We start from the raw sequence: 15,494 nt of genomic DNA, 5'->3' as shown, positions 1-15,494 counted from the left end.
CAGCCGTGTTCGACTACCTCTGCACCATCCTCAGCACGACCTACCAGGTCTCCGGGACCATCGAACCGACCATGACCTGCAGGGAGTTGGAACTCGACTCGCTCTCGCTGGCGGAGCTGGGCGCCCAGTTGGAAGAGGACCTGGGCGTCACCGTCGACGAGGACAACCTGACCTCCACGACCACCGTGGCCGACATCGCCGCGCTCCTGGAGGCGCAGGGCGCGGTCGTCCCGGCATGAGCAGCGCCGATGTCACGGGACTTCGCCGCCCCGAGGTGGTGATCACCGGAATCGGCATGGTCACGCCTGCCGGGGTCGACACCGCCACCACCTGGAAGACGGTCTGCGCCGGGGAGCCCACAGCCTCGGCCGACCCGCGGCTGACCAACCTCACCGTCGACTTCGGTTGTGCGGTGACCGGCTTCGACCCCGAACTGGTCCTCGGCGTCGAGGCTCGCCGGATGGACGCCTTCACCCAGTTCGCCGTCGCCTCGGCCCACGCGGCAGTCGCCGACGCAGAGTTGACGGACCGGTCCTGGGACCCGGCCAGGGTGGGTGTCGTCCTCGGTACCGGCTTCGGCGGCCAGCCGACCTGGGAGGAGCAGGGGCGGCGGCTGCGGGACCGCGGTCCGCGCACGGTCAACCCGCTCACCGTGCCCCGGGCCATCAGCTCCATCGCCGCCGGCACGGTGGCGATGGAGCTCGGCCTGCACGGCCCCTCGCTGAGCGTCGCCACCGCCTGCGCGAGCGGTACCACCGCTCTCGGCTACGCCCTGGACCTGCTCCGCGCGGGCCGCTGCGACGTGGTGCTGGCGGGCGGCACCGAGGCCACCGTGACGCCCCTGATGGTCACCGCCTTCGACCGACTCAAGGCGCTCTCCCGGAACTCGGCGGATCCGGCCGGCGCTTCCCGGCCGTTCGACGAGCGGCGCAACGGCTTCGTCCTCGGCGAGGGCGCGGCCGTGCTGGTGCTGGAACGGGCGGTGGACGCCGCGGCGCGGGGCAGGCATCCCTACGCACGGCTGATGGGCTACGGCGCGACGTCCGACGCCCACCACCTCACCTCACCCGCTCCCGACGGGCACTGGGCCGAACTCGCCGTGCGACAGGCGCTCGCCGACGCCGGTGTCCAGGCCTCGGACGTGGCCCTCGTCAATGCGCATGCGACCAGCACTCCGCAGGGTGATGACATCGAGGCCCGGATGATCGAGCGGGTCTTCGGGCGGGGCGCGGCGGTCGTCTCGACCAAGGGGGTCACCGGCCATCTGCTGGGTGCCGCCGGGGCGGTCGAGGCCGGACTCACCGCCCTGTCGATCGCCCACGGGGTGGTCCCACCCACCGCCAACTTCCGCTCCACCGGCCCGGACGCCGCCGACATCGACATCGTCCACGGTGCGACCCGGCAGGTTCCGGTGCGGCTGGCCGTGAGCAACTCGTTCGGCTTCGGCGGCCAGAACGCCGTCGTCGTCCTGGGGAGCGTCTGAGCTGTCTGGTGCGCCTCGGCGGCTCAGTAGCCGCTCAGGCGTACCAGACCGGCCTCATGGGCGTAGATCGTCGCCTGGGGATCCGCCCCTGGGACAGGTGTAGTGCACACTCGCCACTGCGGCAGTAACGGCCGCTTGCCGTGCTCGGTGCGCTGAGGGCGGCCCGCGCCGCAGCACGCGAGATCACCTGGCTGCAGGCCGGCGAAACCCGCGACGGCATCCCCGCCTCACACGCCGGTGGACGTCAACTACCCGGCCTTGTCCTGGACATCGACGCCACCTTGGTCACCTGCCACTCCTCAAAGGAGTTGGCACCGCCTGCCGTCAAGTCAAGGGCTGGTGGCATCAGAAGCGATTTCCAGACCGAGCGACACGGCCGTGATCCGAACTTATGTGTACATCAGCCTCGTTCGGGTGGTCGCTCGGCGGTGAGTGCATAAGAGAAGGGCCTCCTACGCAACTCGGTGATGTCGAGTCAGCCGAGAACCAGGAGGCCCTGGTGCCCCACTGTGGCGTGTCCGCCCTGTCCTCGTCCAGTTCCGGCATGTCGTGCGACTGCCTCGCCCATCAGTTCGGCAACGCCGCCGACCAGCCGGATCGCGCCCGTCGATACGCCAGCGACCTGACAGAGGTGGAATGGACCTTGGTCCGGCCACTGCTTCCGGTTCCGGCCTGGTTGAACGGCCGCGGCGGGCGCCCGGAAGGCTACTGCCACCGTCAAATGCTCGACGCAGTACGCTACCTGGTCGCCGAGGGCCTGCGCTGGGCCAGTCTGCCCGCCGACTTCCCCAACTTTCTGTGGAATCCGATCCGTCAAGTGGCTCGGTAGATCCTGCTGGTCGATTTGTGTTGGCCGATTGGGCAGACGGCCGAGAGACTCAGGCTGTGGACATGGGAATCTCTGGTTTCGAGCCGTCCTTCCTGGTCGGGTTCGAGGCGATTCGGCAGGCGCACGGATCACGGCTGGCGACGCTCGCCGGCAGGCGGCTGACGGGCTTCGCCGTGGTGCGTTTCGCCGAGGACGGGGACTGGTTCGCCGACTGCCCGGTGGTGCTGGACTTCGACGGCATCCAGGTAGAGGTCTGCCACTGGAAGCTCGACGAGCTCTCGATCGGCTGGAACACGATCGACACCACGGCGGACATCGCCGGATGGGAGTGGTCCGAGCTGACGCCCCAGTGGTCTCAGCGCGATGAGCGCCTCGAATCGTTCGTCGGGCAGGAACTGCGCGACGTCGCGCTCCTTGAGTGGCGGCCGCCAGGTCACGACCTGGCGGCTGGGACGGTGGCGGTGGAGTTTGCCTTCGCCGGGGACTGTCTGCGGATCGCCAACGGACTCGACGAGAACCGCATCGAGGTCGGTGAGGCCCAGCCGGACTACGTTCGGCACCGGCTGAGCCGTTGAGGACTACTGCCCTGTCGGTTTCCGGTTGATCTCAATGACCGGCAGCAAAGTGACCTGCGCGGGGATACCGATCTGCCGGGGAGTCGGCCGGGCCGGAATAGGGACGTCGGTGAGTCGCTCCAGCAGCTGGTCAAGGGCGGCTTGGCCATCGTCCACCGCAGCTCGTTCGTCGTCCGTCAGGGGGATGGCCGCGAGCATCTTCTGCAGGTTCTCCTTGGCCTCCAGGAGTTGGCCCTTGCTGGAGGCCTTCGGGGTGTAGAAGTCGCAGCGTGCGCAGGCCATGCGGTGCTGGCACTGCTCGAAGAATGTGTAGGTGCACCAGCCGTGGCCGAGGTCATAGTACTGCCAGGGTTCGCCATTCGCGGCGGCCCCAGAAGCGACTGCGTCACAGTCGACGAGCACTTCGACAGTGCGGACGTTGCGGGCGAAGTAGCCAGCGTCTTTGTAGGCCCTGGCCAGCGTGTTCGGGGTGATTTTCGCGTAGTGGGCCGTGGCTTCGGGCGTCCGGTGGCCGAGCCACTCCTGGAGCTCGAACAGGGTCATGGGCTCCTTGGCGTTGTAGAGCTGGCTGGCGAGGGCGGATCGGGCCCGGCGGCTGGTGATGTTGCCGCGGACGTCGGCGGTGGGGACACCTGCCTTGCGGCAGAGCATCGGGATGATCGTCCCGTTGATGTAGTCCTTGGAGACCCTGCGCGCGCGGAAAGTGAAGAGGAAGTCCGCGCGCTCGTTGGTCTTCGGGTCGAGGATGGCGGGCTGACCGGGGCGGACCGCCTGCCAGGCCTCGATCGCATGCCCAAGCAGCGGGTCGACGGGCTTGGTGAACGCGGTGCCGGTCTTGTGGGTGGGGACGTCGAGCAGGCAAACGGCGTCGCGGGCCAGGACCTCGCCGGAGTCACCGGGGATGGGCAGGCCATCGTGCTGCCAGCGGATGCAGCCGACCCGGAGTCGGGCGATCTCGTCGCTGCGTTGTCCGGCGAAGAGCCAGGTCAGCGTGATGGCCCGAATCAGCTCGGCCGGGTAGGTGCGACCGTCCGCGGTCGGCAGGTCACCGGACTCGACGTTCAGCCCGGCCCACAAGAGCTTCGCCCAGATGTCGTCGGCGATCACCCGGGGGTCCGGACCCATGAGGGCCCGGACGGCTGCCGGGAGTCCTCAGCGCGTGGGCCGGGTTGAAGCGGAGCGGTATCCACTCCCACTCGTGCAGGTCGCGGAAGAACGCGCGGGGCACCTTCAGGTAGCCCGACTTCGACTCCGGTGTGAGCGGCTTCCCGATCCGGCCCTGGGACCGCATGCCCGCGGTCCACTGCGAGAAGTCGCCGACCGTCATGCGGTCGACCGCCGCGACCCAGGACGCGCAGGTCTGGCGGGTCCAGTGCTCCGGTGCCGTGACCTCGGGGTGCTCGGCGGCCAGCCAGCGGCCGATCTTCGCCAGGACGCTTCGGTAACTGGCGCGGACCCCCGGAGTCAGCGTCGAGGTCGCCTGCCAGCGCTCCACCCACTCGGCCCAACTGCCCGGGGCGCCCTCGATCGCCGTGGGCCCGGGTCCGTGCCGGGGACGCGGCGGCTGCTCAGCGTGACCGAGAGCGGCCAGGGCTCGATGGATCCCGTGGAGATCGCTGGTCCACTGGCCGCCCTGCATGGCCGGCGTCGCACGGATCGCTGCCAGGGCCGAACTCGACAAGTCCTCCAGCCGGGGACTGCGGTTCAGCAGCAGAATCTGGCAGACGGCCGAGGTGAGGCAGTCCGGGCCGCGCTGGTAGCCCCAGTCGCCCAGGACCGTCAGGACCTTCCCGACGGCGTCCTCGACCGCGACCTCGCCGAAGACTCGGCGGGCGATAGGGTCCTGAGCGCTTGCGGTTCAGCGCCGGTCAGGAGCGCTTGACGGTCGTAGCAGGCGGGGTCGAGCGGCCAGGCCCAAACAGCAGGCCGACCGTTGTCCAACGCGGCCGATGAGCTCCTCAGCCCATGGGGACGCCGCAGGATACGAGATGGCTCCTGCGGCGTGTGATTCCACGTAACTGATAGGCGGGCCGTGTACCGGTTCTTCCGCCGCTGGCGCGACAACGACCTCATCAAGGAACTCTACGGCCGGCTGCGAAAAAGCCTGCGCGCCTTGGCCGGCAAGAAGGAAGAGCCCACCGCCGCGATCACCGACTCGCAGTCGGTGAAGGGTGACGCCACCGTGCCCGCCGCTACGCGCGGTTTCGACGCCGGGAAAAGGCTCAAGATAAGGGCCGTAGGCGGCACATCGCCGTCGACACCCTCGGTCTGCTGCTGGTCGTAATAGTCACCGCGGCCTCGGTCAGCGACCGCGACGCCGGCCGCGACCTGCTCCAGCGCCTGTGCGCCCGCCACCGAGCTATCACCCTGGTTTGGGCCGACGGCGGATACACCGGCTGGCTCGTCGACTTCGCCTCCACCGTCCTCGCCCTGGCCTTGACCATCGTCAAACGCCCCGACGACGCCCGCGGGTTCACCGTCCCTGCCGCGCCGCTGGGTCGTTGAACGCAGCTTCTCCCACCTGGTCCGGGCCCGCCGCCTGGCCCGCGACTACGAGAGTCGCACCGACAGCGCCGAGGCGATGGCCTGGTGGGCCGCGAGCATCCCCGCCACCCGGCGCCTGGCCCGCCGGGGCACTCCCGCACAACGGCGTCTCAACCGGCCCACCCCCGCCGCGGCCTGAACAACCCCGGCCGCTCCTCCCTCAACCACCCGCACTCCACCAGCCGCTTGGCGCGGAACCGAGCGGCCTGCTCCCGCGCATCACTGGCCTGCCAGCCGAGATGATCACGCATCCGTCGGGCCCGCACGCCTTCCCCACTGCCAGCCGCGTCACCCTCGACCAGCGCCACGATCGCCGCGCAGTCACCCGACAACACCGAACGGTCCAACCCCGGCTGCCACCGCGGAACTTGGACCCTGGGTGCGGCGCTGCCCACGACCTCCACCGCCTCGACATCAGACACGGCCGGCGCCGCGGCCAAGGCCGCGACGACCTCCTCACACACGACGGCCGCACGCCGCGCGGCCTCCTCGGCCTCAGCCACCGCCGCCTGGAGTCTCTCCAGCTCGATGCGAAGCTCCTCCGCCCGAGCCAATGCGGCCCGTTCGCGCTCCTCCAGCAATCCCACCACCGACGGCATCCGCCACCTCCGACCCAGCGAACATGAACACAGCGGATCCAGCTGCCTACCCGACGACGGCTACAAGCCTGAGCAGCAAAAACTTGAAGCTACGTCCGCTTTGGGAATCGCTTCTCAGCACACATCGCTCCACGGGAGCTACCTCTCTGGTGTCCTCATGCCGTTAGGGAGCCGGCGCCCGGTCGCGGCACCCCCGAAGGCCGCTTCCACGAGGGGAGCGGCCTTCGGGGGTGCCGACGGGGGTGTAGGCTGATCAGCTCTGGGCCATCGCAGCGATCAGGCTCTTGGGGCGCATGTCGGTCCAGTTCGCCTCGATGTAGTCGAGGCACTCCTGCCGCGCAGCCTCGCCGAACACCGAGGTCCAGCCGGCCGGCACCTCGATGAAGACCGGCCACAGCGAGTGCTGGCCCTCGTCGTTGACCAGGACCAGGTAGTTCGCGTCAGCGTCCTCGAACGGGTTCGTCATCACGTCGTCCTTCCTACGGGCATGATGTGGACCGTCCGGTCCCACCGCGGCCCACTATGGCCCAGGGTGCCGAGTCGGAGTCAAACAACCGCCGCACCGAGCACGCCGTGGCCCCGATTATCCGTCTGACTGCGGCCCCGCACCGGTTGAACAAGGCACTTCGCACCATCTGCGGTCGGTCTTGACCCACGTCGCCCATGGTGCCAAGGTGGCCGCGACGGAGCGTGCCAAGGCTCGATGGCCGAGTCGCCGCCACTGCTGAGCGGGACCAGGAGAAGGCGCACCGGCCACTACGGTCCATACGCGCCACCATCCGGTCCTCGAACTTCCACGTGAACACCTGGGAGGGGCCGTCGGCGACCAGCTCGGGCACCGTGTTGGCCGGGTGGACGGCCTGGCGGCGACGCTCGCCCGACTGCCCCCGCTCACGCAGGATCCGGTACATCGTGGAGACCGAGCAGTGGTAGCGCCCGGTATCCAGCTCGCGGGCCCAGATCTGTGCGGGTGGCAGCTCGGCGTACTCGGCGCTGTTCATCAACTCCAGTACCGCGTCACGCTCTTCAGCCGTCAGCTCCGCCGGCTGGACCCTGGGCGTTCTTGGCGCGCGCACCGGCGGTGGCTTCAGCCTGCGGTAGTGGGTGGCCCGCGAGCGTCCGGTCAGCCGGCACGCGGCAGCGATACCCAGCTCGTGTTCAAGGCCGGTGAACGCCTCGTCCATGACCGGGTCGGCGGCGTGCTTCAGTCCGCGCCCTCGGAGATCATTTCCAAGAGCGCCGAAGCTTTTCCCAGGACCTCCAGCGCGGCCTTGTCCCGGGCGAGCCCCTTCTCGAGCCGTTCCACCTGCCGGCGCAGCTTCTCGTTCTCGGCCTCGGCGGCGGACTTCTTCGGGCGGGCCGGGCTCGTGCGGCGTCGACCAGGTTCTCCAGGGCCCCGGCATCGCGCGCGGCCCGCCACTCGGGGACGTGCGAGTGGTACAGGCGCTCACGGCGCAGCACGGCACCCTTCTCGCCCTCGGGCGCGGCGTCGTACTCGGCCACGATCCGCAGCTGTACCCGGGGCTGAACGTGCGGCGCTTCGGCCTGGGAGCCGGGTCGACTGCGGACGGATTGGTGCTGGTCATCAGGGGCGGAACTCGTACTCGGGCCCTCTCAGGCTAACCCGACAAAGCGGGATGTCTCACCCAAGGGTGACAGAGAGGGGGCGGCCGGGTCGATGCCGGCCAGCAGCCGCCAGGCGGTAGGAGCGGAGACCGAGCCGAACACCTCGGGCTGGTCCCGTAGCAGGGCCAGGTCGGCGATCGCCTCGCCACCGTCGGCGAGCATCACCGCCAGGTCGACCGCGATGCGGCCCGGGTCGTGGCCGGTGCCGCGCGGACGAAGCCGGCGCAGGGCATCACCGAACGCGTTCGTGAGACCGGTGGCATCGGCGAGATCGGCCAGCAGACGCGATCCGGCGTGGCTGACCACCCCGCGCCCGTCGGCGGAGACGACGCGACCCGGTAGTGTGCACGTAGACAGTGCCTTCCCGCTGGGCTGACAGAGACCTTCGACAAGCCTCATCATCCCAGCGGAGAAGGCACTTTCGCTTTCCCGGTCATCATCCGGACAGCACTGCAAGTGAAGCGCGCAGGCTAGTCCTGCCCGAGCGAGGTACGGATGGTGCCGGAGCCCGCCCGGCACCACCTCAGGTGTCTTGAATGTCAGCCTTTCAGGGTGGGGACGATGTGTTCGCCGTAGGCGTCGATGGTCGGTTCGACGGCGTCGTGCATGGCGTAGATTGCGAACTGGTCGACGCCGAGGGATCGCAGGTGCTCCAGCTTCTCCAGGTGCTGCTGCGGCGTGCCGATGAGGCAGAAGCGGTCCACGATCTCGTCCGGGACGAACGCGGTGTCCGGGTTGCCCGCGCGGCCGTGGTGGGAGTAGTCGTAGCCTTGGCGCTCCTTGATGTAGTCGGTGAGCGCGTCGGGCACCATGCCGCTGTGCTCGCCGTACCGGGAGACGAGGTCGGCGACGTGGTTGCCGACCATGCCGCCGAACCAGCGGCACTGCTCGCGGGCGTGCGCGAGCTGCTCCTCGCTGCCGTCGGTGACGTACGCCGGGGCGGCGACGCAGACCGTGACGGAGGCTGGATCGCGCCCGGCCTCCTCAGCGGCGCGGCGCACCGCCTTGACCATCCACTCCGTCAGGAACGGGTCCGCCAACTGGAGGATGAACCCGTCGGCCTGGCGGCCGGTGAGCTCCAGGGCCTTCGGCCCGTAGGCGCCCATCCAGATCGGCAGCTTCGGGTCGCCGCTGATCCAGGGGATCCGCATCACCGTGCCGTCGACCTCGGCCTCGCGGCCCTCCGCGAGCTCCTTGATGACGTGCATGGCGTGCGAGAGCCGCTCCAGCGTCGCCGGCTTGCGCCCGGCGACCCGCTGGGCGGAGTCGCCGCGGCCGATGCCGCAGACGGTGCGGTTGCCGAACATGTCGTTCAGCGTGGCGAACAGGGAGGCGGTGACCTCCCAGGTGCGGGTGACGGGGTTGGTGACCATCGGGCCGAGCGTCAACCGCTGGGTCTGCGCGAGGATCTGGCTGTAGATCACGAACGGCTCCTGCCACAGCACGCAGGAGTCGAAGGTCCAGCCGTGGGTGAACCCGGCCGACTCGGCCCGTTGCATCCGCTCGACGAGCAGACGGGCCGGGGGGTCGGTCTGGAGCACGAGGCCGATGTCCATGCGGGGCCTTTCAGAGCAGGTACGAACTCGTGGCGCGGGGAACGAAGGTGCCGTGTCCGGCGTGACCGAGGTACTCGCCGCCGTCGACGACGACCGCGCCGCGCGAGAGCACGGTCCGCGCCTGCCCGGTGACCTGGCGGCCCTCGTAGGCGGAGTAGTCGACGTTCATGTGGTGGGTGGCCGCGGACATGGTGTAGCGCCGGCGCGGATCGAAGATCACGACATCCGCGTCCGCGCCGGGCGCGATGGTGCCCTTGCGCGGGTAGAGGCCGAACATCCGGGCGGGCGTCGCGCAGGCCAGCTCGATCCAGCGCCGCCGCGAGATGTGGCCGTCCAGGACGGCCTGGTGCAGCAGGTCCATCCGGTTCTCCACGCCCGGCAGGCCGTTGGGGATCTTCGAGAAGTCCCCGCGGCCCAGCTCCTTCTGCCCGACGAAGCAGAACGGGCAGTGGTCGGTGGAGACGACGGAGAGGTCGTTGGTGCGCAGCCCGCGCCAGAGCGCGGCCTGGTGCTCCTTGGGCCGCAACGGCGTCGAGCAGACGTACTTGGCGCCCTCGAAGTCCGGTTCGGCCAGGTTGTCGGTGGAGAGGAAGAGATACTGCGGGCAGGTCTCACCGAAGACGTTCAGCCCCAGGTCGCGGGCCTGCGCGATCTCCGCGACCGCCTGCTCGGCAGAGACGTGCACGACGTACAGCGGCGCCCCCGCCACCCGCGCCAACTGGATCGCGCGGTGCGTCGCCTCGGCCTCCAGCAGCTCGCGCCGCACCTCGCCGTGGTAGCGCGGGTCGGTGTGCCCGGCGGCGAGCGCCTGCTCCACCAGCACGTCGATCGCGATGCCGTTCTCCGCGTGCATCATGATCAGCCCGCCATTGTTCGCGGACCGCTGCATCGCTCGGAGAATGTCTCCGTCGTTAGAAAAGAACACGCCGGGATACGACATGAACAATTTGAACGAGGTGACGCCCTCCTCGACCAGGACGTCCATCTCCTTGAGCACGCCCTGGGTCACGTCGGACATGATCATGTGGAAGCCGTAGTCGATCGCGCACTTCCCCTCGGCCTTGGCGTGCCAGGCGTCCAGCCCCTCACGCAGGCTGTGCCCGACGCTCTGCACCGCGAAGTCGACGATGGTCGTCGTCCCGCCGAAGGCGGCGGCGCGGGTGCCGGTCTCGAAGGTGTCGGAGGCCGCGGTGCCACCGAAGGGCAGCTCCATGTGCGTGTGCGCGTCGACGCCGCCCGGGATCACGTAGCAGTCGGTGGCGTCGATGACGCGCTCGGCGTCCCAGGCCTGCGCGGCGGGGCTGCCGGTGGCCGCGAGGGCGACCACGCGCTCGCCCTCGACCAGCACGTCGGCGTGGACCTCGTCGGCGGCGGTGATCACCAACCCGCCGCGGATGACGGTGCGTTCCTGGCTCACTTGGAGGACCCCTTCCACAGCTCCTTCTGCGCCCGGTCCAGGGCCTGGACCAGGAGTTCCGCACCGTGCTCCGCCTCGTCGCGGGTGAGCGTGAGCGGCGGGGCGAGGCGCAGGGTGTTGCCCAGCGAGCCTCCCTTACCGATCAACAGGCCCAGGTCTCGGGCATGCTCCAGGGCCAGCGACGCGGCCTCTGCGGACGGTTCGCCGTCGCGGCCTGTGAGTTCGACGCCGAGCATCAGCCCCCGCCCGCGCACCTCGCGGACGATCGGCAGCTGCCTCGCGCCCGCCTCGATCCGCTCGCGCAGCACCGCGCCGACGTGGCGGGCGTTGCCCTGCAGGTCGTGGTCAAGGGCGTAGCGCAGATTGGCCAGCGCACCGGCGGTGGTGACCGGGCTGCCGCCGAACGTCGAGATGGAGTTGGCGGTCAGACAGTCCATCAGTTCGGCCCGGCCGACCACGCCGCCGATGGAAAGGCCGTTGCCCAGCCCCTTGGCGAAGGTCAACGCGTCGGGCGGTCCCGCCTCGGCGTGGGCCTGCCAGCCCCAGAAGTGGTCGCCGGTGCGGCCCCAGCCGGTCTGCACCTCGTCGCTGATCCACAGGATGCCGTGCCGGTCCAACACCCGCTTGAACGCGGCGAAGAGCCCGTCGGGGCCGTGGGTGAACCCGCCGACGCCCTGGATCGGTTCGGCGATCAGGGCGGCCACCGGGCCGCCGACCTGGCCCAGCATGTCCGTGAGGTCCGCCGTGCAGGCCTCGATGAACGCCTTGTCGTCCAAGTGCGCGAAGGGCCCGCTGGTGCGGACCGAGCCGTGGACGTAGAGCGTCTGCAGCGGCGATAGGCTGGTCGGCGACCAGGCGCTGTTGCCGGTGATGCCGACCGTGCTGAACGAGCGGCCGTGGTAGCTGTTCCGCATCGCCAGCACCTGGTTGGAGCGGCGCGCGGTGGTCGCCAGCAGCAGCGCGGCGTCGTTGGCCTCGGTGCCGGAGGTGGTGAAGAAGACCTTGGCGTCCGGAATGCCGGACAGCTCGGCGATCTGCTCGGCCAACTCCACCATGGGCGTGGAGAGGTAGAGCGTCGAGCTGTGCAGGATCCGCCCGGCCTGGTCCGCGACCGCCCGGGTGACCTCGGGCAGCGCGTGGGCGGTCATGGTGGTCAGGATGCCGCCGAAGAAGTCCAGGTAGCGGCGGCCGTCGGAGCCGTGGACGTGACGGCCCTCGCCGTGGGTCAGCTCCAGCGGCTCACGGTAGTAGAGCGCGAGCCAGGAGGGGGTCACGGCCCGGTGCCTGGCCAGCAGTGAGGTGCCCTCTGCGCTTTGTGTTACCGACTTCTCGTCACCCGTCGTCCGGTCGCCCGTCGTCTCGTCGCCCGTCGTCTCGCCCGACTTCTCGTCGCCCGTCGAGGTCATGGTCACTTATGCCTCCGCGAGCGGGCCGTAGGCGTCGGGGCGACGGTCGCGGTAGAAGGCCCACTGTTGGCGGACCTCCTCGATCAGCCCGAGGTCGAGGTCGCGGACCACCAGCTCCTCCTCCTTGTCCGACGCGACCTCGCCGACGAACTGCCCACGCGGGTCCACGAAGTAGCTGGTGCCGTAGAAGTCGTTGTCGCCGTACTCCTCGACGCCGACCCGGTTGATGGCGGCCACGAAGTACTCGTTCGCCACCGCCGCGGCCGGCTGCTCCAGCTGCCACAGGTAGGCGGAGAGGCCGCGGCTGGTCGCGGACGGGTTGTAGACGATCTCCGCCCCGGCCAACCCGAGCGCCCGCCAGCCCTCGGGGAAGTGGCGGTCGTAGCAGATGTAGACGCCGACCTTGCCGACGGCCGTGTCGAAGACGGGCCAGCCGAGGTTGCCGGGCTTGAAGTAGTACTTCTCCCAGAAGCCCTTGACCTGCGGAATGTGGTGTTTGCGGTACTTGCCGAGGTAGCTGCCGTCGGCGTCGATCACGGCGGCGGTGTTGTAGTAGACGCCGGGCTGCTCGACCTCGTAGACGGGGACGACCATCACCATGTTCAGCTCGCGTGCCAGCTCCCGCATCCGGCTCACCGTCGGGCCGTCCGGCACGGCCTCGGCCCACCGGTAGTGCTCGGGCTCCTGCACCTGGCAGAAGTACGGTGCGTTGAACACCTCCTGAAACCCGATCACTTCCGCCCCCTGCGCGGCGGCCTCGCGCGCGTACCGCTCGTGCAGCTCCACCATGGACGCGGTGTCCCCGGTCCACCGCGTCTGCACCAACGCCGCCCGCACCACCCGGGAGGGGCCGCCGGTGCTGCTGTTCGATGACCTGCTGACGGAATCCGACATCCTGTGGCCTCGCCTTCAGCGTCGTTCTACGTGCGTAGAAGCATGGTCGCCCTGAACCCTCTTGGCAATATGTCGGGCATATCACAGCTCTGGCGTTTTCTTCCCAGCTCAGAGGTGTGTCGCACCCTCCGTGGTCAGCAAAGACCCTGGCCCGCGGCATGGGCAGGTTCTTCAAGGACTGCACACTTCCCGAGTCGCGGTGGGCGAAGTGCCCGCACGACTACACGATCAGGTACCGGGACGCCCAGGGGCAGCAGACCGAGGAGGCTGGGTTCTCCAACCAGGAGAAGGCCATCGCCCGCCTGACGGAGATCTACCGGGAGAAGCGGGAGCTCGCGGCAAAGAACCCCGGCAAAGCCGAGCGCATCCGCAAATACGGCGCCATGCGCTTCAAGGAGCACGTGACGGAGTGGAGGGCCGGCCAGCGTGACCTCTCTCCCGGTTCGGTGCGGAGCCTGGACTCGATGCTGAGCAACCACCTCTATCCGGCCCTTGCCAGTCGGCGGATGAACACCTTCGACTTCAACGTTGTCGAGGGGTTCCTGCAGACGATGGAGAGGGGCGGGGTCAGTCCCGCTGCACAGGTGAGTGCCTTCAACTGGCTCACCCACCTCTCGCTCATCGCCGCCGCCACCCTCGACGAGGCCCTCGACAGTCCGACGGAGTGACGCCCTGGGGCTGGTGTCTGCACCCCCGCTGATCCGCCCAGCCGGGCACCGGCCGGGCGGATCAGCGGGGGTGCGGCTCACTCGGACGGAGCAGTCGGTACACACGACTGGCTACGTGGCAGGCGTCGGTCCGGCGTGTCGCATTTGCGCTGGACGGGGAGTCACTAACGTTCCGGCCAAACCGGACAGACGGCCACTCAGCACCCACGGGCCCCATGGCGCTCGACCAGTGCGGGGACGCGCACGAGGAGAACAATGCAGGCCGCAGAACCCACCGTCGCGACCGAGGCGATCCCCGCGCAGCGCAAGCCGCCGGCCCCGGGCCAGGCCATCGTCAAGTGGCTGACCACCACGGACCACAAGACCATCGGCTCACTCTACATGATCACCTCATTCGCCTTCTTTCTCGTCGGCGGCGTCCTGGCCCTGGTGATCCGCAGCCAGCTGATCAAGCCCGACAACACACTGGTGACGAACGAACAGTTCAACCAGGCGTTCACGATCCACGGCACGATCATGCTGCTGATGTTCGCCACGCCGCTGTTCGCCGGCTTCGCAAACTGGATCATGCCGCTCCAGATCGGCGCCCCCGACGTCGCGTTCCCCCGACTCAACGCCTTCGCCTACTGGCTCTACCTGTTCGGCTCGCTGATCGTGGTCGGCGGGTTCCTCACCCCGGAGGGAGCAGCCGACTTCGGCTGGTTCGCCTACTCGCCACTCTCGGACGCGATCCACAGCCCGGGCATCGGCGGCGACATGTGGATCATGGGTCTGGCGCTCTCCGGCTTCGGCACCATCCTCGGTTCGGTGAACTTCATCACCACCATCGTCTGCATGCGCGCCCCGGGCATGACCATGTTCCGGATGCCGATCTTCGTGTGGAACGTCCTGCTGACCGCTGTCCTGGTCCTGCTGGCCTTTCCGGTCCTGGCCGCCTCGCTCCTGGCACTGGAGGCCGACCGCAAGTTCGGTGCGCACGTCTTCGACCCGGCCAACGGTGGTGCCATCCTGTGGCAGCACCTGTTCTGGTTCTTCGGGCACCCAGAGGTGTACATCATCGCGCTGCCGTTCTTCGGCATCATCTCCGAGGTCGTGCCGGTCTTCTCGCGCAAGCCGATGTTCGGTTACCAGTCGCTGATCGCGGCCACCATCGCGATCGCCGGCCTGTCCGTGACCGTGTGGGCCCACCACATGTACGTCACCGGCGCGGTGCTGCTGCCGTTCTTCGCCTTCATGACGTTCCTGATCGCAGTGCCGACCGGCGTCAAGTTCTTCAACTGGATCGGCACCATGTGGCGGGGCTCGCTCAGCTTCGAGACCCCGATGCTGTGGACCATCGGCTTCCTGGTCACCTTCGTCTTCGGTGGTCTGACGGGTGTTCTGCTCGCCTCCCCGCCGATCGACTTCCATGCCTCGGACTCGTACTTCGTCGTCGCCCACTTCCACTACGTGGTCTTCGGCACCGTCGTGTTCGCGATGTTCGCGGGCTTCCACTTCTGGTGGCCCAAGATGACCGGCAAGATGCTCGACGAGCGTCTGGGCAAGATCTGCTTCTGGCTGCTCTTCATCGGCTTCCACACCACCTTCCTGGTGCAGCACTGGCTGGGCGCCGAGGGCATGCCGCGCCGCTACGCCACCTACCTGCCGTCCGACGGCTTCACCACCCTCAACGTGATCTCGACCATCGGCTCCTACATCCTGGGCGTGTCGCTCCTGCCGTTCCTCTACAACGTCTGGAAGACCGCCCAGTACGGCGAGAAGGTCGAGGTCGACGACCCCTGGGGCTACGGCCGCTCGCTCGAGTGGGCGACCTCCTGCCCGCCGCCGCGGCACAACTTCCTCACGCTGCCCCGCATCCGCTCCGAGTCCCCCGCCTTCGAACTGCACCACCCGGCGA

17 protein-coding genes and 1 pseudogene are annotated in these 15,494 nt (G+C 69.0%); 8 read left to right on the top strand and 10 right to left on the bottom strand.

Annotation, left to right across the window (positions count from 1 at the left end):
- Positions 1–5 precede the first annotated feature (5 nt).
- The 4 genes from ABH940_RS35495 to ABH940_RS35480 all read left to right on the top strand — a co-directional run bounded on the left by ABH940_RS35495 (position 6) and on the right by ABH940_RS35480 (position 2,887).
- Positions 6–239 carry an acyl carrier protein gene (locus ABH940_RS35495; RefSeq protein WP_370072856.1) on the top strand — a complete coding sequence of 78 codons (234 nt, stop codon included), beginning with the start codon at positions 6–8 and terminating at the stop codon, positions 237–239.
- On the top strand, positions 236–1,483 hold the full coding sequence (locus ABH940_RS35490; RefSeq protein ID WP_370072857.1) for a beta-ketoacyl synthase: 1,248 nt from the start codon (positions 236–238) through the stop codon (positions 1,481–1,483). The genes ABH940_RS35495 and ABH940_RS35490 overlap by 4 nt, the downstream gene beginning before the upstream one ends.
- Before the next feature lie 514 nt (positions 1,484–1,997).
- The gene (locus ABH940_RS35485; RefSeq protein ID WP_370072858.1) at positions 1,998–2,312 is read left to right on the top strand and encodes a transposase; all 315 of its coding nucleotides are present in this window, start codon (positions 1,998–2,000) and stop codon (positions 2,310–2,312) included.
- Positions 2,313–2,374: 62 nt separating this feature from the next.
- On the top strand, positions 2,375–2,887 hold the full coding sequence (locus ABH940_RS35480; RefSeq protein ID WP_370107157.1) for a hypothetical protein: 513 nt from the start codon (positions 2,375–2,377) through the stop codon (positions 2,885–2,887).
- A 3-nt stretch (positions 2,888–2,890) separates the two neighbouring features.
- Here ABH940_RS35480 and ABH940_RS35475 read toward each other — a convergent pair whose 3' ends face one another.
- Together ABH940_RS35475 and ABH940_RS35470 are read right to left on the bottom strand one after the other, a co-directional pair.
- Positions 2,891–3,994, bottom strand: coding sequence for a tyrosine-type recombinase/integrase (locus tag ABH940_RS35475; RefSeq protein WP_370107156.1), 1,104 nt, complete (start codon positions 3,992–3,994; stop codon positions 2,891–2,893).
- Positions 3,933–4,568: a hypothetical protein gene (locus ABH940_RS35470; protein ID WP_370107155.1), complete on the bottom strand. Its 636-nt coding sequence runs from the start codon at positions 4,566–4,568 to the stop codon at positions 3,933–3,935. Before ABH940_RS35470 ends, ABH940_RS35475 begins: the two co-directional genes overlap by 62 nt.
- A 351-nt stretch (positions 4,569–4,919) precedes the next feature.
- Here ABH940_RS35470 and ABH940_RS35465 point away from each other — a divergent pair, with 351 nt between their 5' ends.
- Both ABH940_RS35465 and ABH940_RS35460 read left to right on the top strand, forming a co-directional pair.
- Positions 4,920–5,171, top strand: a complete 252-nt coding sequence (locus ABH940_RS35465) for a hypothetical protein (protein WP_370072861.1) — start codon at positions 4,920–4,922, stop codon at positions 5,169–5,171.
- The gene (locus ABH940_RS35460; protein ID WP_370107163.1) at positions 5,135–5,392 is read left to right on the top strand and encodes a transposase; all 258 of its coding nucleotides are present in this window, start codon (positions 5,135–5,137) and stop codon (positions 5,390–5,392) included. Before ABH940_RS35465 ends, ABH940_RS35460 begins: the two co-directional genes overlap by 37 nt.
- 149 nt (positions 5,393–5,541) lie before the next feature.
- On the opposite strand, the gene ABH940_RS35455 is transcribed toward ABH940_RS35460, so the two are convergent.
- The 8 genes and pseudogenes from ABH940_RS35455 to ABH940_RS35420 form a co-directional block, all read right to left on the bottom strand.
- The gene (locus tag ABH940_RS35455; RefSeq protein ID WP_370072862.1) at positions 5,542–6,030 is read right to left on the bottom strand and encodes a hypothetical protein; all 489 of its coding nucleotides are present in this window, start codon (positions 6,028–6,030) and stop codon (positions 5,542–5,544) included.
- 253 nt (positions 6,031–6,283) lie between these two features.
- On the bottom strand, positions 6,284–6,496 hold the full coding sequence (locus tag ABH940_RS35450; protein ID WP_370072863.1) for an MbtH family protein: 213 nt from the start codon (positions 6,494–6,496) through the stop codon (positions 6,284–6,286).
- 13 nt (positions 6,497–6,509) lie between these two features.
- A complete protein-coding gene (locus ABH940_RS35445) occupies positions 6,510–7,214 on the bottom strand; it encodes a hypothetical protein (RefSeq protein WP_370107154.1) in 705 nt (234 codons plus the stop codon).
- Between the two features lie 481 nt (positions 7,215–7,695).
- A pseudogene (locus ABH940_RS35440) lies at positions 7,696–8,055 on the bottom strand (hypothetical protein); the annotation flags it as partial.
- A gap of 140 nt (positions 8,056–8,195) precedes the next feature.
- Entirely contained in the window at positions 8,196–9,212 is a 1,017-nt protein-coding gene (locus ABH940_RS35435; protein WP_370107153.1) for a TIGR03842 family LLM class F420-dependent oxidoreductase, read from the bottom strand.
- 10 nt (positions 9,213–9,222) lie between these two features.
- Positions 9,223–10,629 (bottom strand): dihydropyrimidinase, encoded by a 1,407-nt coding sequence (gene hydA, locus ABH940_RS35430; RefSeq protein ID WP_370107152.1) that lies wholly within the window; start codon positions 10,627–10,629, stop codon positions 9,223–9,225.
- On the bottom strand, positions 10,626–12,035 hold the full coding sequence (locus tag ABH940_RS35425) for an aspartate aminotransferase family protein (RefSeq protein ID WP_370107162.1): 1,410 nt from the start codon (positions 12,033–12,035) through the stop codon (positions 10,626–10,628). The genes hydA and ABH940_RS35425 overlap by 4 nt, the downstream gene beginning before the upstream one ends.
- 6 nt (positions 12,036–12,041) lie before the next feature.
- The gene (locus ABH940_RS35420; RefSeq protein WP_370072867.1) at positions 12,042–12,929 is read right to left on the bottom strand and encodes a nitrilase-related carbon-nitrogen hydrolase; all 888 of its coding nucleotides are present in this window, start codon (positions 12,927–12,929) and stop codon (positions 12,042–12,044) included.
- A 158-nt stretch (positions 12,930–13,087) separates the two neighbouring features.
- Here ABH940_RS35420 and ABH940_RS35415 point away from each other — a divergent pair, with 158 nt between their 5' ends.
- Positions 13,088–13,597 carry a hypothetical protein gene (locus ABH940_RS35415; RefSeq protein ID WP_370107151.1) on the top strand — a complete coding sequence of 170 codons (510 nt, stop codon included), beginning with the start codon at positions 13,088–13,090 and terminating at the stop codon, positions 13,595–13,597.
- 255 nt (positions 13,598–13,852) lie between these two features.
- On the top strand, positions 13,853–15,494 hold a 1,642-nt coding region (ctaD, locus tag ABH940_RS35410; RefSeq protein ID WP_370107150.1), incomplete at its 3' end, for a cytochrome c oxidase subunit I.

The organism is Streptacidiphilus sp. BW17, from assembly GCF_041262485.1.
Taxonomy (GTDB): Bacteria; Actinomycetota; Actinomycetes; order Streptomycetales; family Streptomycetaceae; genus Streptacidiphilus.
The sequence above is the reverse complement of the archived record's forward strand: the minus strand, read 5'-3'. Positions and strand labels throughout refer to the sequence as shown.

Excerpts from the sequence above, each read along its gene's own strand:
- ABH940_RS35490 (WP_370072857.1), top strand. The coding sequence starts at position 236 with ATGAGCAGCGCCGATGTCACGGGACTTCGCCGCCCCGAGGTGGTGATC.
- ABH940_RS35480 (WP_370107157.1), top strand. The coding sequence starts at position 2,375 with ATGGGAATCTCTGGTTTCGAGCCGTCCTTCCTGGTCGGGTTCGAGGCG.
- ABH940_RS35455 (WP_370072862.1), bottom strand. The coding sequence starts at position 6,030 with ATGCCGTCGGTGGTGGGATTGCTGGAGGAGCGCGAACGGGCCGCATTG.
- ABH940_RS35450 (WP_370072863.1), bottom strand. The coding sequence starts at position 6,496 with ATGACGAACCCGTTCGAGGACGCTGACGCGAACTACCTGGTCCTGGTC.
- ABH940_RS35445 (WP_370107154.1), bottom strand. The coding sequence starts at position 7,214 with ATGGACGAGGCGTTCACCGGCCTTGAACACGAGCTGGGTATCGCTGCC.
- ABH940_RS35435 (WP_370107153.1), bottom strand. The coding sequence starts at position 9,212 with ATGGACATCGGCCTCGTGCTCCAGACCGACCCCCCGGCCCGTCTGCTC.
- ABH940_RS35425 (WP_370107162.1), bottom strand. The coding sequence starts at position 12,035 with ATGACCTCGACGGGCGACGAGAAGTCGGGCGAGACGACGGGCGACGAG.
- ABH940_RS35420 (WP_370072867.1), bottom strand. The coding sequence starts at position 12,929 with ATGTCGGATTCCGTCAGCAGGTCATCGAACAGCAGCACCGGCGGCCCC.
- ABH940_RS35415 (WP_370107151.1), top strand. The coding sequence starts at position 13,088 with ATGGGCAGGTTCTTCAAGGACTGCACACTTCCCGAGTCGCGGTGGGCG.